The 20081-nt window shown below is 46.5% G+C and carries 19 protein-coding genes; 18 read left to right on the top strand and 1 reads right to left on the bottom strand.

All coding sequences use genetic code 11. The features are described 5' to 3' along the window. Positions 1-32 precede the first annotated feature (32 nt). From purR to MKY14_RS30615, 4 genes are all read left to right on the top strand, one after another. Positions 33-860, top strand: a complete 828-nt coding sequence (gene purR, locus MKY14_RS30630) for a pur operon repressor (RefSeq protein WP_036678807.1) — start codon at positions 33-35, stop codon at positions 858-860. A 209-nt stretch (positions 861-1069) separates the two neighbouring features. Continuing rightward, positions 1070-1357 carry a septation regulator SpoVG gene (gene spoVG, locus MKY14_RS30625; protein ID WP_020425826.1) on the top strand — a complete coding sequence of 96 codons (288 nt, stop codon included), beginning with the start codon at positions 1070-1072 and terminating at the stop codon, positions 1355-1357. A 272-nt stretch (positions 1358-1629) separates the two neighbouring features. Beyond that, complete coding sequence (gene glmU, locus MKY14_RS30620; protein ID WP_076138495.1) at positions 1630-3030, top strand: bifunctional UDP-N-acetylglucosamine diphosphorylase/glucosamine-1-phosphate N-acetyltransferase GlmU; 1401 nt, start codon at positions 1630-1632, stop codon at positions 3028-3030. An 87-nt stretch (positions 3031-3117) separates the two neighbouring features. Beyond that, positions 3118-4071, top strand: coding sequence for a ribose-phosphate diphosphokinase (locus MKY14_RS30615; RefSeq protein ID WP_036678796.1), 954 nt, complete (start codon positions 3118-3120; stop codon positions 4069-4071). Between the two features lie 88 nt (positions 4072-4159). Here the strand turns inward: MKY14_RS30615 and MKY14_RS30610 are convergent, their stop codons facing one another. Continuing rightward, complete coding sequence (locus MKY14_RS30610) at positions 4160-4360, bottom strand: hypothetical protein (RefSeq protein ID WP_036678792.1); 201 nt, start codon at positions 4358-4360, stop codon at positions 4160-4162. Between the two features lie 125 nt (positions 4361-4485). Here MKY14_RS30610 and pth point away from each other — a divergent pair, with 125 nt between their 5' ends. From pth to spoIIE, 14 genes are all read left to right on the top strand, one after another. Continuing rightward, positions 4486-5046, top strand: coding sequence for an aminoacyl-tRNA hydrolase (gene pth, locus MKY14_RS30605; protein ID WP_340978091.1), 561 nt, complete (start codon positions 4486-4488; stop codon positions 5044-5046). Positions 5047-5130: 84 nt separating this feature from the next. Then, positions 5131-5361, top strand: coding sequence for an anti-sigma-F factor Fin family protein (locus MKY14_RS30600; protein WP_036678789.1), 231 nt, complete (start codon positions 5131-5133; stop codon positions 5359-5361). A 131-nt stretch (positions 5362-5492) separates the two neighbouring features. After that, entirely contained in the window at positions 5493-9017 is a 3525-nt protein-coding gene (gene mfd, locus MKY14_RS30595; protein ID WP_038568019.1) for a transcription-repair coupling factor, read from the top strand. Continuing rightward, the gene (locus tag MKY14_RS30590; RefSeq protein ID WP_340978090.1) at positions 9004-10044 is read left to right on the top strand and encodes a peptidylprolyl isomerase; all 1041 of its coding nucleotides are present in this window, start codon (positions 9004-9006) and stop codon (positions 10042-10044) included. The genes mfd and MKY14_RS30590 overlap by 14 nt, the downstream gene beginning before the upstream one ends. A 255-nt stretch (positions 10045-10299) precedes the next feature. Beyond that, positions 10300-10842 (top strand): stage V sporulation protein T, encoded by a 543-nt coding sequence (gene spoVT / locus MKY14_RS30585; RefSeq protein WP_036678783.1) that lies wholly within the window; start codon positions 10300-10302, stop codon positions 10840-10842. A 148-nt stretch (positions 10843-10990) separates the two neighbouring features. Then, complete coding sequence (locus MKY14_RS30580; protein ID WP_076280241.1) at positions 10991-12673, top strand: putative polysaccharide biosynthesis protein; 1683 nt, start codon at positions 10991-10993, stop codon at positions 12671-12673. 27 nt (positions 12674-12700) lie between these two features. Beyond that, complete coding sequence (gene mazG / locus MKY14_RS30575) at positions 12701-14200, top strand: nucleoside triphosphate pyrophosphohydrolase (RefSeq protein WP_076307262.1); 1500 nt, start codon at positions 12701-12703, stop codon at positions 14198-14200. Positions 14201-14489: 289 nt separating this feature from the next. Next, positions 14490-14762: an HU family DNA-binding protein gene (locus MKY14_RS30570; protein ID WP_036678778.1), complete on the top strand. Its 273-nt coding sequence runs from the start codon at positions 14490-14492 to the stop codon at positions 14760-14762. Then, positions 14762-15040: an RNA-binding S4 domain-containing protein gene (locus MKY14_RS30565; protein WP_076130073.1), complete on the top strand. Its 279-nt coding sequence runs from the start codon at positions 14762-14764 to the stop codon at positions 15038-15040. Before MKY14_RS30570 ends, MKY14_RS30565 begins: the two co-directional genes overlap by 1 nt. A 159-nt stretch (positions 15041-15199) precedes the next feature. Then, positions 15200-15484, top strand: coding sequence for a sporulation protein YabP (gene yabP / locus MKY14_RS30560; protein ID WP_036678773.1), 285 nt, complete (start codon positions 15200-15202; stop codon positions 15482-15484). Further along, positions 15481-16044 (top strand): spore cortex biosynthesis protein YabQ, encoded by a 564-nt coding sequence (gene yabQ / locus MKY14_RS30555; protein ID WP_076186815.1) that lies wholly within the window; start codon positions 15481-15483, stop codon positions 16042-16044. Before yabP ends, yabQ begins: the two co-directional genes overlap by 4 nt. Before the next feature lie 24 nt (positions 16045-16068). Further along, entirely contained in the window at positions 16069-16404 is a 336-nt protein-coding gene (locus MKY14_RS30550; RefSeq protein ID WP_076130075.1) for an FtsB family cell division protein, read from the top strand. Positions 16405-16528: 124 nt separating this feature from the next. Further along, positions 16529-17029, top strand: coding sequence for a S1 domain-containing RNA-binding protein (locus MKY14_RS30545; protein WP_036678766.1), 501 nt, complete (start codon positions 16529-16531; stop codon positions 17027-17029). Positions 17030-17372: 343 nt separating this feature from the next. After that, the gene (gene spoIIE, locus MKY14_RS30540) at positions 17373-19880 is read left to right on the top strand and encodes a stage II sporulation protein E (protein WP_340978088.1); all 2508 of its coding nucleotides are present in this window, start codon (positions 17373-17375) and stop codon (positions 19878-19880) included. Positions 19881-20081 lie beyond the last annotated feature (201 nt).

Genomic DNA, 20081 nt, shown 5'->3' with positions numbered 1-20081 from the left:
CTAAAATATTCGGTTTTGGCGAGGAGCATTCCGTGAAGAAATTAAAAAGAAGCCAACGTTTGGTAGACATGACTCAGTTTTTACTTGAGCGGCCGCATGAACTACTGCCGCTGTCTATATTTGCCGATCGCTATGGAGCGGCTAAGTCCTCCATTAGTGAAGATTTGGCAATCATAAAAGAAGTATTTGAAGGTGAAGGCATCGGAGAGCTGCAGACTTTAGCTGGTGCAGCGGGTGGAGTACGTTATATCCCGGTTATGCCTAAAGATATGGCGCTTACCTTTGTGCAGCGCTTATGTGTGCAGCTAGAGCAGACTGACCGGATATTGCCTGGCGGTTATTTGTATATGTCGGATCTACTTGGGTTGCCGTCTTTGATGGAACAGGCGGGTAAGATCATCGCAACGGCCTTTTACGGATCGGAAATCGATGTGGTGATGACCGTTGAAACGAAAGGCATTCCACTAGCCTATGCAACAGCAGCACAGCTAGGCTTGCCGGTAGTGCTTGTGCGACGTGACCATCAGGTTACAGAGGGATCAGCAGTAAGTATTAACTACGTATCAGGATCTCATAAAAGCATACACACAATGTCTCTCTCCAGACGTGCACTCAAGGAGAAATCGCGAGTACTTATCGTAGATGACTTCATGAAGGCGGGAGGGACTGTACGTGGTATGGTCGATCTGCTCGGTGAATTTAATGCCGAGGTTGCAGGGGTAGGCGTTTTAGTGGAATCAGGCGCTGTAGAGACGGAAGAGCGTCTGTTGCACGATTACGTGTCCTTGGTAAAACTAAGTGAAGTAGACTCGAAAGAGCGGAGAATTTCGGCGCATCCGGGCAACTACTTTTCCTCTTGATTAGCCATTCTCTTACATTTTCAAAAAGCGTGGAAATTGTCGAAAACGTAAGGAATATTAAGAAAACTACTCGATGTATGTCGAAAACAACATATCCCAAAAAATATATTTCTTTTTTAGGTATTTTATGGAATCAAAAAGAAGGAATTCGCTTTGCTGTGTGGAATTATACACCAAGTCTCTGATGGAAAAAGGTGGTGAACACACACATGCAAATTACGGATGTCAGACTCCGCCGCGTTAACTCTGAGGGGAGAATGAAAGCAATCGCATCCATTACCATCGATAACGAGTTTGTTGTTCATGACATTCGCGTCATCGATGGCAATAATGGGATGTTTGTTGCAATGCCCAGCAAGCGTACACCGGACGGCGAATTCCGCGATATCGCGCACCCGATCTCTTCGGGAACACGCGAGAAGATTCAATCCGCGGTTCTGGCCGAGTACGATCGCGCCGCTACGGAAGAAGAAGAAGTTATTGAAGAGGGAGCTTAGGCTTCCTCGGAAGACTGCTACCTTTTGGGTGGCGTAGGATCCGCCGTTTTTGATAAGATCACACCGACATACACTTCATGAATTAGCAGCCTGATCTTGCAAGAAAAGCTATTGCTGGTGAAGGATTTGACGACATCTTCGAAAGGCAGCGATAAATGCTTTTCTAACTTGGGGTTTATAGAAAAGAGAACCATGACTTCATGGTTCTCTTTTCTTTTTGCCCGGAATGAGATATATTCAGTAGTGAGTTCAAGAGTAGGAGGTTGGCATTCTTGAAAAGAATGGCTGTAGTACTTGCCGCAGGTCAAGGCAAGCGAATGAAATCTAAATTATATAAGGTGCTGCACCCCGTTTGCGGTAAGCCGATGGTAGGGCACGTGCTTGATACAGTAAAAGCGACCGGATGCCAGCGCACCGTTGTTGTTGTTGGGCATGGCGCAGAGAAAGTTAAGGCCTATGTAGGTGAAGGAGCGGAATACGTTCTGCAGGAAACTCAGCTCGGCACTGGCCATGCTGTCAAACAAGCAAAGGATTTACTTGCTGGCGAAGAAGGAACAACTATAGTTATTTGTGGAGACACACCACTTGTTACCACGGAAACTCTAGAAGGACTCATGGCGCTTCATGAACAGCGTAATGCGGCTGCAACCGTATTGACAGCTGTTATGGAAAAGCCTACAGGCTACGGAAGAATTATTCGTGGTGAAGATGGCGGCGTTCTGAAGATTGTAGAGCAGAAGGATTGCACTACTGAAGAAGATGCGGTTCAAGAAATCAATACAGGCACTTATTGTTTTGATAATGCTAAATTATTTGCTGCACTCGAGAAGGTAACGAACAGTAATAACCAGCAGGAGTATTATTTGACTGATGTGATTGGGATTCTTCGTTCACAAGGGGATACCGTATTAGGATATCAGACCCATGACGCAGCTGAGTCTATCGGCGTTAATGATCGTTTAGCTTTGTCCGAAGCGGAAGCCTTTATGCGTCAACGTATTAATCGTAAACACATGCTGGGCGGTGTGACCATCATTGATCCAGCCTCGACTTATATCGGAGCAGATGTAGTTATCGGATCAGATACTACGCTTTATCCAGGAACCATCCTGAAAGGGAAGACTGTAATCGGGGACAATTGTGTGATCGGACCGGCTAGTGAAATCGAAGACTGTCAGATTATGGATGATGCAACGATTAAGCAGTCCGTATTGAATCAAGCTCAAGTCGGCGCACGGACAACCGTTGGGCCTTTTGCCTATTTGCGTCCAGGCTCTGTGCTTGGAGAAGAGGTTAAGGTTGGAGATTTCGTCGAAATCAAGAATGCTACGATTGGTGACGGTTCAAAAGTGTCACATCTTAGTTATGTCGGCGACGCATCTGTAGGTAAGAATGTAAACGTCGGGTGCGGTGCGATTACCGTTAACTACGACGGGTATAATAAATTCAAGACAACAATCGCAGACGATGCCTTTATTGGCAGTAATGTTAACCTTATTGCTCCAGTTACTGTGGGCAAAGGGGCTTTTGTTGTAGCAGGTTCGACAATTACACGTTCCGTTTCCGAGAACGATCTGGCTGTAGCTAGAGTAAGACAAGAGAACAAACCGGGATATGCAGAGAAGATCCGTTCCCGTGCAAAAGCGAAGAAAGACCACTCGAGTCCATCGTAAAGCGTTGCTAAGAAGCGCCGGACGGACTTATATTTCCGCGCCGGCGCCTTTGGAAAGCTAAATTCCGTCACGGAGGGTTTATATTTTATGACTTATTGTGATTCCAAGTTAAAGATTTTCACCTGTAACTCCAATCCTAAGCTAGCTAGTCAAATTGCTGATTACATCGGGATTCCGATGGGTGAATCACACACCACAAGTTTCAGCGATGGAGAAATTCAGGTCAAGCTGTCAGAAAGCGTTCGGGGATGCCATGTTTATATTGTTCAATCCACTTGTGGCCCTGTAAATGATAACCTGATGGAGCTTTTGGTTATGGTAGATGCGCTTAAACGTGCCTCCGCAAAAAGCATCAACGTGGTTATCCCTTACTACGGATATGCCCGTCAAGATCGTAAAGCCCGTTCCCGTGACCCCATTACCGCTAAGCTGGTAGCGAATCTAATTGAAAAGGCTGGCGCTCACCGTGTAATCACGATGGATCTTCATGCCATGCAGATTCAAGGATTCTTCGATATTCCAGTGGATCACTTGCTTGGTGTACCGATTCTGGCTCAGTATTTCCGTTCCAAGCAAATCGAGAACCCAGTTGTCGTATCGCCGGACCATGGCGGTGTAGTACGTGCAAGAAAGCTTGCTGATTTCCTGAACGCTCCACTGGCTATTATAGACAAGCGTCGTCCAGAACCTAACGTCAGCGAAGTTATGAACATCATCGGTAATATCGAAGGCAAAACAGCCATCCTGATCGATGATATCATCGATACCGCTGGAACGATCGTACTTGGTGCTAATGCTTTGATGGAAGGCGGCGTGAAGGAAGTATACGCATGCTGTACACACCCAGTATTGTCTGGTCCTGCACACGAGCGTCTGGAGAATTCTCCAATCAAAGAAATTATCGTGACGGATACCATTCCAATTCGCAGCGCGAATCCAACCTCTAAGCTCAAGGTGTTGTCCGTGGCTCCACTTATGGGTGAGGCAATTATCCGCGTTCATGAAGAGTTGTCGATTAGTAAATTGTTCGAGATTGAATAAATATAACGAATGAATAGTACAAAAGGGTTACACCTCCGTTCTCGGAGATGTAACCCTTATCGGCGTGCTACAGGTAGAACTACTGGATTTAATATCCGGGACGGGAGACAAAGGTGAATAAACTGCGGTTATAGAGTGTCCCTTGTAGCTCCACGAAAGCTTCGTCTACCGCTGTTAATACACCGATATCAATATGCACGTCGCCCTTGTATATTTCCACGGGCACTGCATATTGGATGTGGTACTGAAAATGGCGTTGATGTGTCAATAATTCGCCTTTGTGCGGCATGGGTTATCACCTGTCTTCGGAGTATAATTTCGCTCTGGTTGCACAGAGATATGTAGATTAGATCTATTGTACCAAAAACGGACTCCTCTTGCCGGAGAGCCCGAACGGAAAGGAAAGGTTCGATAATGAAATGGATTGTCGGATTGGGGAATCCCGGAACACAGTACGCGAAAACAAGGCATAATGTTGGCTTTATGGCTTTGGATGAGCTTGCTGCCCAGAACGGAATTGACTTCAACCAGAGCAAATGTAAATCCGTCATCGGTGAAGGGGTCATTGGTGGCGTCAAAACCGTATTGATTAAGCCCATGACCTTTATGAACTTGTCCGGTGAGGCCGTTCGCGCTTATATGGATTATTACAAAGTTCAACTTGAAGATATGATCGTCGTTTATGATGATTTGGATACAGAAATCGGAAAAATCCGCTTGCGTTATCAAGGAAGCGCTGGTGGACATAATGGAATTAAATCCATCATACAGCATGTAGGAACACAGAATTTCAATCGGGTACGAATGGGTATTTCTCGTCCTGATCCAGGTTTTGCTATTGTCGATTATGTTCTTTCTACTTTTCCTAAGAAGGAAAGCGATCCGCTTAAGCAAATGATCCTTAATACTTGTGATGCACTGGAATACAGCTTACAGCATTCATTCGAGCAGACGATGGCTAAGTTCAATGGTTAATCTGTAAACCCTGTTGTTTTTAAGGCTAAAGATGAAGCTGCCCGGACATACTGAAGGTATATAGTACCTTCAGGAGGCATATAGATGGCAATAAACTATGTTTGTAGGCACTGTAAGACATCTCTAGGCAGTATTAATAGAAGTGATGTTACAGAAATGCAGTTGGGCCTTCATTCCTTGACCCCTGCGGAGCGCAGAGATATAATAGCGTATAATTCAGAAGGTGAAATCACGGTAAAGGTTACTTGCGACTATTGCAAGGAGGCTTTAGAGAACAATCCGGAGCTTAGCCTGCTGACAAGTCCGCTTCAGTAAGGTGGAAGCGCCTGTCTCTATCGTCATCCGCAAGCCTTGGCGTTACAGCTGAGGCTTCTTTTCGATTCCAATCATAATAGGTGACGGTGGCTATGCCACCGTTAGCCTGTTTAGTAAGAGAGGTGCGCCTGTTGTTACAAGGTCTTATAGAAGCTTTTTCCAAGGATCCCGATTTCCAGTCTATCACCCATGGTGTTGCTGCAGGTATGAAAGAGCAGCTCATTTCGGGGCTTACAGGTTCTGCTAGACAGATTATGCTTGCAGCATTACATGAAGAGACAACTCGTCCCTTACTTGTAGTGACTCATAATATGTTTTCGGCCCAGAAGATGGCCGATGATTTGCAGGAAGCGCTTTCTCCTGACCGGGTTCTGCTCTATCCCGCCAATGAACTAGTGGCTGCAGAAGCGGCTGTATCAAGCCCAGAGACACTGGCTCAGCGTATAGATGTGCTGACCAAATGTGCTCAGGGCTTCCGTGGTATTGTTGTAGTTCCTTACTCAGGAGTGCGTAGATTGCTGCCAGCCCCAGAGGTTATGGCAGAGGCACAAGTCACCGTTTCCCAAGATGGAACGCTTGCTCTGGATGAATTTTTGATGTCCATGATTGAAATGGGCTATGAAAGAGTAGAGCGGGTTGAGAATCGTGGTGAACTGAGCGTACGGGGTGGAATAATTGATTTTTATCCAATGACATCTCCTTTGGCTTATCGGGTTGAGTTATTTGACGATGAGGTTGATTCCATAAGAACTTTTGATCCAGTGGATCAGCGATCTATTGATAAGGTACGTAGTGTGAAGATTACACCGGCCAAAGAGATTATAGCTAGTAGATTGCGCCAGGAATCTGCTTCTGCTGAAGCCTCAGCTATGATGGAGCGACAGTTGGAGAAGATGGCGGATCGCCAGGCGAAGCTCAGGCTGCGGGAAGAAATTGGCCGTGAGCTGGAAATGCTGCGGGAAGGTACTTATTTCCCGGAGATCTATAAATATATCAGTCTTTTATATCCTGAACGCTCTCATTTATTTGATTACATGGCCCAGGATACCATTCTTATTCTAGATGAGCCGACAAGACTGCTCGAAACGGCGAGACAGCTTGAACGGGATGAATCGGAATGGAATCTGCATTTGCTGCAAAACGGCAAATCATTGCCGGATCTAGATCTCTCTGTCGATACGGATGTTGTTATGTATCAGCGCCCGTTCCAAAGCCTGTTTATGTCAATCTTTTTACGTCAGGTTCCGCATATTCAGCCTCAGAACATTCTTGGGTTTATCAGTCGTGGAATGCAGGATTTCCATGGCCAGATGAATGTGCTGAAATCGGAAATGGAGCGTTGGCAGAAGTCCGGTGTTAAGGTAATGATGCTTGCGAGCAGTGAGGAACGGATTGAACGAGTGCGCAGAGTTCTTTATGATTACGGCATTAACGAGCCGATGATTGTACAAGGAAATCTGGGTTCTGGTTTTGAGCTGCCCTCTATTCATCTAGCTGTTATAACTGAGGGAGAAATGTTCTCTCAGAAGCAGCGGAAGGCACGGAAGATCTCCAAAGGAATAGATAATGCAGAACGGATCAAGAGTTACACAGAGCTGAAAATCGGTGATTATGTCGTCCATCAGAACCATGGTATCGGAAAATATATGGGAATCGGCACGCTTGAGGTCAGCGGTATTCACCGTGATTACATGCATATTCTGTATGCTGGCGGCGATAAGCTCTCAGTTCCGATTGAGCAGATTGACCTGATTCAGAAATATGTCGGTTCCGAAGATAAAGAGCCGAAAGTATATAAGCTAGGCGGCAACGAATGGACACGAGTGACCAATAAGGTTCGTTCCTCCGTTCAGAATATTGCTGATGATTTGATAAAGCTATATGCTGAGCGCCAAAGTGCCGCAGGATATGGTTTTGAAAAGGATACACAGGAACAGCATGAATTTGAAGAAATGTTCCCTTACGAGGAGACCCGAGATCAGCTTCGGGCTATCGAAGAGATTAAGAAGGATATGGAACAAAACCGGCCAATGGACCGATTGCTTTGCGGTGATGTTGGGTATGGTAAGACTGAAGTGGCTATTCGGGCGGCTTTTAAATCAGCGATTGAAGGTAAACAGGTGGCGGTGCTAGTCCCGACAACGATTTTGGCTCAGCAGCATTATGAGACCTTCCGGGAACGTTTCGCTAATTACCCGCTCAATATTCAGGTCTTAAGTCGTTTCCGCAGCCGTAAAGAGCAGAACGAGACGATTAAAGGCGTTAGGGCAGGAACTGTCGACGTAGTTATCGGTACACATCGTCTGTTATCTCAGGACCTTGTATTCAAGGATCTGGGGTTATTAATTGTGGATGAAGAACAGCGTTTCGGCGTGACTCATAAAGAAAAGCTGAAAAAACTGAAAACGAATGTAGACGTTCTTACGCTGACTGCAACTCCAATTCCTCGTACGCTACATATGTCGATGCTCGGAGTGCGGGATTTGTCTGTCATTGAGACCCCGCCAGAGAACAGATTCCCTGTACAGACGTATGTAGTGGAGCATAGCCAGACCCTTACGCGGGAAGCTGTAGAGCGGGAATTAGCTCGTGGTGGTCAAGTCTATTATCTCTATAATCGTGTGCAGGGCATTCAAGAAATGGCTGCTCAAATCTCTATGCTTGTTCCTGAGGCTAGAGTTGGCATCGGACATGGTCAAATGTCGGAATCTGAGCTGGAGAAGACCATTCTCGATTTCCTTGACGGAGAATACGATGTGCTCGTCAGCACAAGTATTATTGAGACGGGCGTAGATATTCCGAACGTTAATACACTTATTGTGCATGATGCGGATAAAATGGGCTTGTCTCAGCTCTATCAGCTGCGTGGACGTGTAGGCCGGTCCAATCGGATCGCTTACGCTTATTTCACGTATCAACGGGACAAGGTGCTGACAGAGGTTGCAGAGAAACGTCTGCAGTCTATTAAGGAATTTACGGAGCTGGGCTCTGGTTTCAAAATAGCGATGCGAGATCTGTCTATTCGCGGTGCAGGTAACTTGCTGGGTGCAGAGCAGCATGGCTTTATCGCATCCGTGGGGTTTGATCTGTACTCACAAATGCTGGCGGAGGAAATTCGTAAGCGTAAGGTTACTGTGCTTGGGGAGGAAGATACATCCCTGAAAGAAGGCAATACAGTCATTGATTTGTCGATTGACGCGTATCTGCCGTCAGAGTATATTTACGACAGTATCCAAAAAATTGAAATTTATAAAAAAGTGGCGGCAGTAACCTCCTTCGATGATGCTTCCGAGCTTGAAGATGAGCTCTTGGATCGGTTCGGTGAGTTACCTGAAGCCGTGGTGAATCTACTATCGGTCGCTCGTTTGAAAGTGTATGGAAAAATGTATGGCATTGATTCCATGATTAGACGCGGAGATGATGTTACCTTGAATTTCTATGAGGGAAGTCTCGGCGCTTTAGACACAGCGAAACTCGCCAAAGTTGGAAATAGCTTCGAAAGACGTGTACAATTTGATAGGGATGCGAAAGCCAGTATCCGGGTCAAATCGAAAGATTTAAGTGATAAACAGCTGCTTGACTTGCTTGAACAGTTTCTTAAGGAAGCTAAACAGTCTTTTAAATCGAAGGGAGAACTACACAATGTCGTTAAATAAAACAAAATCATGGAAAGTGCTGCTCGTTTCATTGGCAGCGGCAGTTTCCTTTTCTATGCTAGCAGCATGTGGAAATAGTGCGGATGATAATCAAGCTGTGGCCACTTATAAAGGTGGAACGATTACACAAAAGGAATTTGCAATGGATCAGAAAATCATGAAATTTCTCTCTCCACAACAAGCGCAATATTTAGAAATCGATGCGTTTAAGGAGTCCATTCTGAAGCAAGAAGTGGGCTTTGAATATTTGGCTTCCCAAGCAACGGATGAAGCGAAAAAGCAAGCGGAGAAAGAAGCCGATACTCAAATCGCAAGCATTAAGGAACAGTTGGGCGATACCTATAAGAAGACATTGAAAGATGCTGACGTTACAGAGAAAGATATTCGTACTTATATGGAGCGTGTGCTGACAGTTTATCAGGATATGCTGCTTAAAGTGACTGATGATGAAGTTGTCAAAGAATTCGAAGCGACTAAAGGCGACTTTACGGTTGCCACACTGCGTCATGTGCTAATTGGTCTGACAGATGCAGACAACAAAGAGCGTACCAGCGAAGAAGCGCTTAAAATAGCGAAAGAAGTTAAGGCGAAGCTGGATGGCGGTGCTGATTTCGCAGCCATCGCTAAGGAATATTCTGACGATACTGGCTCTAAAGAGGCAGGCGGAGAATATAAAGATAAAGCTGTAGGCACTTATGTGGAGGAGTTTAAGAAGGCTGCTCAGACCTTGCCTCTAAATACCATCAGTGATCCTGTAGAAACTTCTTACGGTTACCACATCATCAAGGTGGAGTCCCGTACAGACAAGACTTTTGACCAGTTAACGGATGAGCAAAAAGAAGGCCTTAAGAGCTCAATTGTATCCAAGAACCTAGAAACGTTCATGGAAAAGGATCTGGAAGGCATTATTGAGAACATCAATCTGCCAAAAAGCTCTGCTGCCGCCGATGAAACCGGAACAAATAGTGGAACAGAAGCCACTACAGCTCCAAGCGCATCCCCAAGTGCTACAGATGCCGCTGAATAAACATCGGTAAATATGGACAAGCTTACCTTAGAAAAGCCATCTTCACTTAAAGTGAAGATGGCTTTTTATTTCGCAGAAACGGTTGTAGAACTACCTTTATCTTGATGCAGATATTAATACATGTCAGCTTATGTATAAGGATCTGGGAAGAGATGAATACTATGGTCAGATATTACGATAAATCACTGGGATTATCCTTTCCCATAATGGACAGTAGTAAGACCATACTTCTTAAGAAAGCGGGGCACATGTGAAATGAAAGCTACTGGAATTGTTCGCCGTATTGATGACCTCGGACGCGTGGTTATTCCCAAAGAAATTAGACGTACTCTTCGTATTAGAGAAGGAGACCCACTGGAAATATTCGTCGATCGGGACGGTGAAGTCATTCTCAAGAAATATTCTCCGATTGGTGAGTTGGGTGACTTTGCAAAAGAGTACGCGGAGTCATTGTTCGAAGGTACTGGACACATTACGATGATTGCTGATCGTGACACCTTCATTGCCCTTGCAGGCGGCTCCAAAAAAGATTATTTGGAGAAACAGGTAGGAGTGCTGCTGGAGAAAGTCATGGACAGCCGTAAGACTGTGTTAGAAACCAATGAAGGCAGTTATGAAATTGCTAAAGATCATCCGGATTTGGTGTCCTCATATGTAGCCTCACCGATCATTTCCGGTGGAGATCCTATTGGTTGTGTAGTGATGGTGAGCAAGGATGATTCGGCGAAGATGGCGCAAATGGAAATAAAAATGGCCGAAACGGCTGCCGCTTTCCTGGGCAAACAAATGGAGCAGTAATCTTAATTTAGACCCCGCTTTCCTTTTGGTAAGATATACAAAGGGCAAACGGGGTTTTGTCGTTTACACAAAACCGTTTCTACTTGTGGGCATACATACGTTATAATATAGAAATTCATCCCATCAAAGTTGTAGAAGCAGGTATTATATGAAATCTAATACACAAACATCACGATTGCTGCAAGGCGCATTTATCCTTAGTGCCGCGGCCATTATCTCAAAGCTTATTGGCACACTTCAAAAAATTCCGCTGCAAAATCTAGGCGGAGATGCTGTATTTGGTATATACAACACAGTGTATCCCTTGTATACAATGCTGTTAACGGTAGCTATGCTAGGTCTGCCTGCGGCGATCTCCAAATTTGTCGCCGAAGCTTCGGCTGGGAGACGCGATGAAGAAGGCCGCCGGATTCTACTATTATCCGCGCTAATTACAGGCATCAGCGGCTTGATTATCGGCGCCATCACCTATGCAGGTGCACCCATCATTGCCGAATGGGTAGGTAACTCACATGTAATGCCTGCCTTGCGGACAAGCGCCTGGGGTCTGGCTGTTGTCCCTGTCATGTCGGCCATACGCGGGTACTTTCAGGGGCTGCATAATATGGTTCCTACTGCCGTGTCACAGATTGTAGAGCAGTCTGTACGGGTTACAGTGATGATTATTCTTCTGTTATATCTCACTTCGCAGGGAGCAGGAGCCGAGAGTATCGCTGCTGGCGCGCTGCTTGGTTCTGCCGGAGGGGGAGCCGCAGGGCTTGTAATTATGCTGCTGTACTTGAGACGTCACCGCCGGAGGGTAAAACAGGAAGCTGCTGCTGAAGTAGCTGGTGCTGTCGAAAGTCAGCGTGTAAGAGCGCTGGATGCAGGACATGGGCTAGGTTCCAAGCAAGGGTTTATGGGCATTAAAGCAGGTACACTGCTGGCTTATGGAATTCCCGTAATGCTAGGTGCACTGGCTATGCCTCTTATCGGTCTTGTAGATGTATTCACTGTGCCTCGACTGCTGTCGTATGACGGAAGTGAAGTAGCTGCGATGGCCCAGTTTGGTGTGTACAATCGGGGTTTGCCACTTGTGCAGATTATAACGATGATTGCCACCTCACTGTCTGTTGTGTTCATTCCAGCTTTGGCGGAAGCGAAGTACAAGGGAGATATGAAGCTGATTGAGACCCGCTGCAGCTTGTCGCTGCGTTGGTTCTGGCTGTTAGGTCTAGCGGCCTCAGCCGGCCTTGCAGTGCTTGCTGAGCCGATTAATATGGCTCTTTACGGCGATACCGCTGGCAGCAGCACAATGACTTGGCTGGCTTTTACCGCTGTTGGCGGTACAGTCAGCATCATCTCTGCTGCGCTCCTGCAGGGCCTCGGCTACGTGCGCGCCCCGGCCCTGCACCTTTTGGCCGCCGCGCTGCTCAAGGCGGCCCTGAACCTGCTGCTGGTTCCGCAGCAGGGCATTACCGGCGCGGCCATCGCTGGCGTGGCCGCGCATTCGTTCGCAGCAGCGCTTAACGTGCTGCTGCTGTACCGCCAGGGCCATCTGCGGCTTCGCCTCGCAGATGCCCTGGCACGGCCCGCGCTGCTCACAGCGGGCCTGGCTCTTGCCGCCGCAGCTGCCAGCTGGGGCACTGGCGCCGCGGCTACGGCCGCTGGTATCGGCGGCGGACGCACCGCCAGCTTGGCGCAGAGCCTGCTCGGGGTACTCGCAGGCTGCGTTGTCTTTGCCGTAGGCGCGGTGGTGCTGCGGCTGCTCAGCGAAAGCGAGCTTCGCCAGCTTCCGGGCATCGGCCCGTCTCTGGCGGACAAGTTCAAAAAGCTGCGTTTATTTCCATAATTAACCCGCTTAAAAGGAGGAACAGATATGAGTGCAACATTAACAGTTGTTGGTCTCGGGTCAGGTAATCCCGATCGGCTGACACTAGGAATTATAAAAAAACTGAAGGCAGCATCCGTTGTCTACGTTCGTACCCAAGAGCATCCAGTTATGGCTGCTCTCAACGAGCTTGAAATCGCCACGCAATCCTTTGATGGACTGTATGAAACATTAGCTTCGTTTCCTGAGGTCTATGCTGCAATTACTTCAAAATTGATTGAAGAGGCTCGCTCCGCCGCAGACGGTACAGATATTGTCTATGCGGTTCCGGGGCACCCCATGGTTGCAGAGTCAGCTGTTTCACAGCTGCGTCAGCGTTGCCCGGAAGAAGGAATAGAACTGCAAATATTAGGCGGGGAGAGTTTTCTGGACGAGGCGTTTGTGCGACTGGGGTTCGACCCTATTGAAGGCTTCCAGTTATTAGATGCTTCAGGCATTCGCAGCGCTCAGCTTCAACCTGAATTGCATACTCTGATTGGCCAGGTTTATGACAGCTTTACAGCTTCGGAGACAAAGTTATGTCTGATGGAGCTGTATCCGCCCGAATATGAAGTGGTGGTGGGTCATGCCCTTGGCGTGGAGAACGAAGAAAACATTGTGACTGTTCCTCTATACGAATTGGATCGGCTTGAGGGTTATGGTAATTTGTCTCTGGTCTATGTACCTGCGAATCGTGAGGAGAAGCTAAGAAATCGTACTTTCGCTCGCTTGCATGAGATTGTCGATATTTTGCGTAGTCCGGACGGTTGTCCGTGGGATCGGGAGCAGACTCATGAATCTTTGCGTAAAAATCTAATCGAAGAAACCTACGAAGTGCTTGAGACGATTGATGAGGATGACCCAGACCATATGAAAGAGGAGCTGGGCGATCTTTTGCTGCAGATCATGCTGCACTCCCAAATGGAAGAGGAGCTGGGCACGTTTGACGTATTTGACGTCATAGAAGGACTGAATGATAAGCTTATCTTCCGCCATCCCCATGTATTTGGTGACAAGAATGCGAATGATGCTGAAGAAGCTCTGATCAATTGGGAGGGCATGAAGGCAGAGGAGAAGCGGCGTAAAGGCGTGAAGCCAGAGGAATTATCCGCCCTCAGTGGGGTTCCGCGTGATTTGCCCGCTCTTATGAAGGCGTACAAGCTTCAGAAAAAAGCATCCAAGGTGGGCTTTGATTGGGACAACGCTACGGATTGCTTAGCTAAGGTTCGTGAAGAAATAGAAGAGCTGCAAGAAGCCATCGATACTGATGCAGCCGCCGAGGATCAAATTCTGGAGCTGGGCGACCTGTTATTTGCTGTTACCAATGTTGCCCGATTTATTGGCGCAGATCCGGAAGAAGCTTTAACCCGGACCAACCGCAAATTTGTGCGTCGGTTTCAGTATATCGAGCAAAGTCTGCGAGCCAAGGGTATGAGTGTAGAAGATAGTAGCTTGGAAGAGATGGAAGAGTTGTGGCAGGAGGCAAAGACTGAGGAACGAAAAGTATAGTAATTTTCTCAGACTATGTACGGTATACGGACCTTAAGATGAGGCAATGCTGTGAAAGTAGCATTCATCTCTGATTTAGATTATGGCGAGTAGTTTAATAGTGCTATAGAATAGATTCTGCGACGATTTCTGAGAAATAACTGTTTCTTTTTTTAAAAAACGACGATTCGTGGCAGGATTTTAAGATGACATCAAGAATATCATAAAGACGAAATGACGACTTGCCCCATAATATGGCGGTGAATCTCGTTTCATTTATTTTTTCGTATCCTAGGAGGAACTTTAAATTATGAACAAGACAGATCTGGTAAACAACATTTCCGAGAAAAACGGATTGGCAAAAAAAGATGTAGAAGCAGTATTGAACGGATTCTTGGGTGAGATCACAGAAGCTTTGGCAAAAGGCGATAAAGTTCAACTGATCGGTTTCGGTACATTCGAAACTCGTAAACGTGCAGGACGTACTGGTCGCAACCCGCAAACGGGCACAACGATTGAAATTCCAGAATCAACTGTACCGGCATTTAAAGCTGGTAACAAGCTTAAAGAAGCCGTTAACTAATGCGTCTTGACAAATTCCTGAAAGTGTCCCGATTAATCAAGCGCCGTACAGTGGCCAAGGATGTGTCCGAACAAGGCCGGGTGCTGATTAACGGGCGGGAATCTAAGCCAAGTAGTGCAGTTAAGATCGGTGACGAGATTACTGTGCAATTTGGACAAAAGCTTGTAACGGTCAAAGTCGAAAAGCTAGTCGAAACGACACGCAAGGACGAAGCCGCTGGTATGTATACTCTACTTCGGGAAGAGCCTGTTGCCAAAAGCACCGGCTTGGACTGGTAGGAGTAACATAGTTAATAGTAAAAAAGAAGGCACAACTTTACATATTGTAGAGTTGTGCCTTCTTTTTTCTTTTTTTATCTCTCTTATTTTAGTGGATTGGAATGTTCTATAACTTCTTCTACTGCCATAGATTAGAGGTAAGAAGGAGGGGTACATGCTATGATCGAGCCAGGAAAGGTAAATAAACAGCATGATCTGCACATGCGCAGTCGTAAACAGCTAGAGTTGACGGGCGTGCAAAATGTGGAGAGCTTTGATAGCGAGGAATTTTTGCTTCGTACAGAACTCGGCCATCTCACCATTCGCGGGAATCATTTACATATCAAAAATTTAAGTCTGGAGAATGGACTGTTGTCCTTGGAGGGCAATGTACATTCCCTGATTTATCTAGATCCCGGATCGCAGGGCAAAAATAAAGGTCTACTCGGTAAGCTATTTAAATGAATCCTGCAGTTCAGTGGCTGACGCTGTTCTACATGATATTGGCCGGGGTGACAATGGGACTGGCCTATGACAGCTACCGGGTGCTGTCGCTCAAGTTCAATTTTCCCAAATGGCTGAATGCCATGCTTGACCTGCTGTATTGGCTTTGTGCTGCTTTGTTTGTTTTTAGAATGCTCTATGCCGGAAATCAGGGGCAATTGCGATTTTATGTCTTTTTAGGTTTATTTCTAGGAATATGGATCTATTTTTTGATCTTCAGTGTTACGGTGCGGCGTTTTGTGTTAATGTTAATTCAATCGGTTCAGTATATGTGCAGATTGCTATGGAGACTTGTGGAGATTCTAATAGGTAAACCTCTTCGCTGGCTTTGGCGCCTTATTATAGGGTTGCTAGTGCTGCTAGGTCGTATTCTATTATTCATCCTTAAGCTTCTGCTGCGTCTAACGAAGCCAATTTGGGTATTACCAGTAAGGTGGATTTCTCCATGGTTATCTCGGCTTAAGCATAGCGCCTGGATCGTGAAGATTACTGGATGGATTACCAAATGGCGGAAACGCTGACCTTTGAATTAGGGGGTACGCTGCATGAACAGATTCACTGCGGAAGAGAAAAGTAATCCCAGCAAAAATTCGGCCGCAGGCGCGAAGAGAAGAAGAGTCATGTGGATTCTCTTTGTGGCAGTATTTTTTGGCTGGGCGGGTTATACTTACTTCAATCAAAGTGCGGCAATTACGGACAAGGGCGAGCAACTCGCCAAGAAACAAAAGACTAGTGAGAGTGTCACAGCATCTTTGAATCAACTGAAATATGAAGTGTCCAGACTTAATGATGATGAGTATATTGGCCAATTAGCGCGTAAATGGTACAATATCTATCCTCAAGGGGAAACTCCTATTCGAACAGAGCAATCAGAGCAATAATACTGGCTAAAAGAGGCTTTTACTCTGTTGCCTTGCTTTGCTCTTTACTGTATAATCAAATCACCGCAGACAGGATGACCTTAATATTCGTCTGTATATTTTTAAGGGAGGATCATTTTATTCTATGGCAATTGAAGTGGGCACCAAGTTAGAAGGCAAAGTGACAGGCATCACGCATTTCGGAGCATTTGTGGATCTGTCAGGAGGTGTCACAGGTCTCGTTCACATCTCGGAAATCGCCGATAATTACGTCAAGGATGTTAACGATCATCTGAAGATTAGTGATGTAGTAACCGTCAAGGTGATCAACGTCGATAAGGACGGCAAGATCGGACTTTCCATTAAGCAGGCTGTTGACAAGCCAGCATCGGAAGTACGTCCGCCTAGAGCTCCAAGACCAGAACGTCCTAGCGGCGGAGACCGTTTCGGCGGCGGTGGCGGCAGTGGTGGAGGCGGCGGTGGATTCAATCGTGAACGGGGTGGGCGTCCATTTAAGCCTGCAGCCGGTAAACCTTCATTCGAGGATAAAATGTCGCGATTCCTGAAAGACAGCGAAGAACGGATATCTTCGATTAAGAAGAACACAGAAGGAAAGCGCGGAGGCCGTGGAGCCAAACGCGTATAATCCAATACCTGTACATCATAAATAACCGCAAGGGCATTTCGCCCTTGCGGTTTTTTTGTCGTGTCATATAAACTTGCCGACAGCATCCATGTCATTCTCACATAACTCTAGGGCAATCGCTGGCGAATGACCGCCAGGCTTGCGCCTAAAACTGCACTGGAAACAAGCTTAAGGAGAAGCAACCTACTGCGCCGCAAGGGATCGATCTATTTTTTTAGGAATAATGAACAAAGGCTTTTTTGTCGGAAATTTCTTATGACTGTCCCTCCATTTCTGACAAACTTTCTCAAATGACCCGCTATATAATGAGAACCATAAATTCTTAAACGGGTGGTGTAGGGAAATGAGTAAAAGCAATGTGGTGAATTTGCCAGAGTGGACAAGAGTGGGAAGCGAAGATAAGAAGCAGAGACAAGCCTTAGGCACGCGTATTATAGCTTGGGGTCAGAAGCAGCGATATATTCAGCTTATTACAGCGAAGAAGTGGATGCTTCTGTTAAGCTTTATGGGGTGTCTGCTAGGTAGAGCTATGATTCTGGACGAGCTGTCCCCTTTTGCTGTCGCATATTTTGCCGTCATTGTGTTTATGCGTCGAGACTCTATGTTACCTGTAGCAGGTGCTATTATAGCTGGAAGTCTCTTCACTCCGTTTCCGGGTGCCTTGGTTACTACGGCTGAACTAATTATATTTTTTCTTGTTTATAGAGGGCTTGAAAGTTTCGAACGAATAGATTTGTCTTATGCACCCCTTATGGTATTCGTATCCTCGTTTATGGTTGGCCTGTTCAAGATTGTTCTCGGACCGTCTCTTTCCTGGTACCCCTTTATGATGACAACTCTGGATGCTTTACTTGGGTTTGTTCTTACCCTTGTGTTCATTCAGGCACTTCCTCTACTAACTTACAAACAAAAGAGCAGATCGCTGAGGAACGAGGAGGTTTTATGCCTTATTATTCTGTTAGCCTCCGTAATGACAGGCCTTGTGGGCTGGACCCTTAATGGTTGGTCATTAGAGCATATATTGTCTCGTTATTTAATTCTGCTCTTTGCCATGGCGGGGGGCGCTCCCCTCGGTGCAGCTGTTGGGGTGGTGACGGGGTTGATCCTCAGCCTGGCCGATATCAGTGCTATCTATCAGATGAGTCTGCTTGCTTTTTCCGGAATGCTAGCGGGAATGATGCAGGGTGGGCGAAAGGGTGCGGTATCTATTGGCATGTTGCTAGGATCAACGATCCTTTCCGTCTATTTTACGGGTCCGGGTGATATGATGGCCTCAACATGGGAGACCTGCGCAGCAATAGTGCTGTTTCTAATAACGCCTAAGGCGATGATATCGGCGATTGCAAAATATGTACCGGGCACGTCAGATCATAGCCGATCTCAACATGAATATGCCCGCAGGGTCAGGGATCTGACTGCAGAACGGGTCACTCAATTCTCACAGGTATTCCAACAGCTCTCCAGTAGCTTTGGTCAGATTCCACGTGCCGGAGAAGTGGGCAAATCGGATCGTGAAATGGAAGATTTTATGAATACGGTCACAGAAGGCGCCTGTGCTGGATGCATTCGCCGTACCCACTGCTGGGATGCAAAATTCTATCAGACATATAGATACATGACAGATATGATGACAACTGTTGAGGAATGCCCTGATATTACGGCTGCTCAGCTGCCACCGGAATGGAGCCGTATTTGTGGCAAAACCGGAGAAGTGCTTGAGGTCATGAAGGGACAATATGATCTCTACCAACATGATATGCGGTGGAAAAGACAAATATACGATAGTCGCCAATTTGTTGCCGAGCAGTTGTCAGGCGTGTCACAGGTTATGGAAGACTTGGCCAAGGAAATTAAGCGTGAGGGACAGGCCATGTATCGGCAGGAAGCGCAAATCCGCGAGGCTCTTGAGAAATTGGGACTGTCTATTCATGGCATTGAAATTTTAAGTCTGGACCCAGGACGCGTAGAAATAGAAGTAGTGCACGCTTATAATCGCGGTTTTGATGAATGCCGTAAAATGATTGCCCCACTCCTCTCCGACATTCTGGATGAGAATATTGCTGTCATGAGTGAGACGGCGGTTCATCCCCGGGAAGGACTCTCGATGGTTACCTTTGGTTCAGCCAAAGCCTTTGAGGTAAACACGGGTGTGGCAGTTGTTTCTAAAGGTGGAGATATGCTATCTGGCGATAGTTTCAGCACCGTAGAGCTTGGAAATGGCACCTTTGCAGTATCCATTAGTGATGGTATGGGGAATGGTGAGCGGGCAAGGATGGAGAGCAGTGCCGCACTCGGCATGTTAGAAAAGCTGCTGCAATCCGGAATGGATGAGAAGCTGGCTGTAAAGTCGGTCAACTCAATTCTTTTATTACGCTCCCCTGATGAATTCTATGCTACTGTGGACATGGCTTTAATCGATCAATATTCTGCGCAGACAACGTTTATGAAGATTGCTTCAGCACCAAGCTTCATCCGGAGGGGGAGTGAGGTCATTCCAATAACCTCTAGCAATCTGCCGATAGGAATCATTAAAGATATTGATGTGGATTTAATCAGTATGCAGCTTCGCCCCGGCGATATTTTAATTATGATGACCGATGGTATTTATGATGCGCCTGGATATGCCGTTAATAAGGAGATATGGATGAAACGGATGATCCAAGAGCTTGAGGGTGATGATCCTCAGGATTTAGCGGACAGCCTGTTGGAGAAAGTGATCCGTTATCAGGGCAATGAGATCCTTGATGACATGACTATTGTCGTCAGCCGTCTTGATCATTTCCATCCGGAATGGTCCAGCTTGCATATGCCGGGCATCGGCCGTATGGAGCGTCCGCGTACGGTAAGTTAGTTATTTTAGGTTTAGGTTTAGTAGGTTTTAATGTTGGGCACGCGCGAAGCGTCGTGTTGCTTGTGAGTTTGTAGCACGCGTAAGGCGTCGTGCTAATGGAGGCAGTCGAGGCGAGTCCGTGATGTGTAACTCGCCGGCCTCTACTATTCTCGTTTCAATGGTCGGTTGACTTGGGACGGAATCTGTAGATCTAAACTGTTT

This window comes from Paenibacillus sp. FSL R5-0887 (assembly GCF_038002305.1).
In the GTDB taxonomy this organism is placed as follows: Bacteria; Bacillota; Bacilli; order Paenibacillales; family Paenibacillaceae; genus Paenibacillus_AQ; species Paenibacillus_AQ odorifer.
This window is presented reverse-complemented; position numbering and strand designations above follow the sequence as displayed.

Coding starts and splice junctions, on each gene's coding strand:
- spoVG (WP_020425826.1), top strand. CDS start 1,070: ATGCAAATTACGGATGTCAGACTCCGCCGCGTTAACTCTGAGGGGAGA.
- MKY14_RS30615 (WP_036678796.1), top strand. CDS start 3,118: ATGACTTATTGTGATTCCAAGTTAAAGATTTTCACCTGTAACTCCAAT.
- MKY14_RS30610 (WP_036678792.1), bottom strand. CDS start 4,360: ATGCCGCACAAAGGCGAATTATTGACACATCAACGCCATTTTCAGTAC.
- pth (WP_340978091.1), top strand. CDS start 4,486: ATGAAATGGATTGTCGGATTGGGGAATCCCGGAACACAGTACGCGAAA.
- MKY14_RS30600 (WP_036678789.1), top strand. CDS start 5,131: ATGGCAATAAACTATGTTTGTAGGCACTGTAAGACATCTCTAGGCAGT.
- MKY14_RS30590 (WP_340978090.1), top strand. CDS start 9,004: ATGTCGTTAAATAAAACAAAATCATGGAAAGTGCTGCTCGTTTCATTG.
- spoVT (WP_036678783.1), top strand. CDS start 10,300: ATGAAAGCTACTGGAATTGTTCGCCGTATTGATGACCTCGGACGCGTG.
- MKY14_RS30580 (WP_076280241.1), top strand. CDS start 10,991: ATGAAATCTAATACACAAACATCACGATTGCTGCAAGGCGCATTTATC.
- mazG (WP_076307262.1), top strand. CDS start 12,701: ATGAGTGCAACATTAACAGTTGTTGGTCTCGGGTCAGGTAATCCCGAT.
- MKY14_RS30570 (WP_036678778.1), top strand. CDS start 14,490: ATGAACAAGACAGATCTGGTAAACAACATTTCCGAGAAAAACGGATTG.
- MKY14_RS30565 (WP_076130073.1), top strand. CDS start 14,762: ATGCGTCTTGACAAATTCCTGAAAGTGTCCCGATTAATCAAGCGCCGT.
- yabP (WP_036678773.1), top strand. CDS start 15,200: ATGATCGAGCCAGGAAAGGTAAATAAACAGCATGATCTGCACATGCGC.
- yabQ (WP_076186815.1), top strand. CDS start 15,481: ATGAATCCTGCAGTTCAGTGGCTGACGCTGTTCTACATGATATTGGCC.
- MKY14_RS30550 (WP_076130075.1), top strand. CDS start 16,069: ATGAACAGATTCACTGCGGAAGAGAAAAGTAATCCCAGCAAAAATTCG.
- MKY14_RS30545 (WP_036678766.1), top strand. CDS start 16,529: ATGGCAATTGAAGTGGGCACCAAGTTAGAAGGCAAAGTGACAGGCATC.
- spoIIE (WP_340978088.1), top strand. CDS start 17,373: ATGAGTAAAAGCAATGTGGTGAATTTGCCAGAGTGGACAAGAGTGGGA.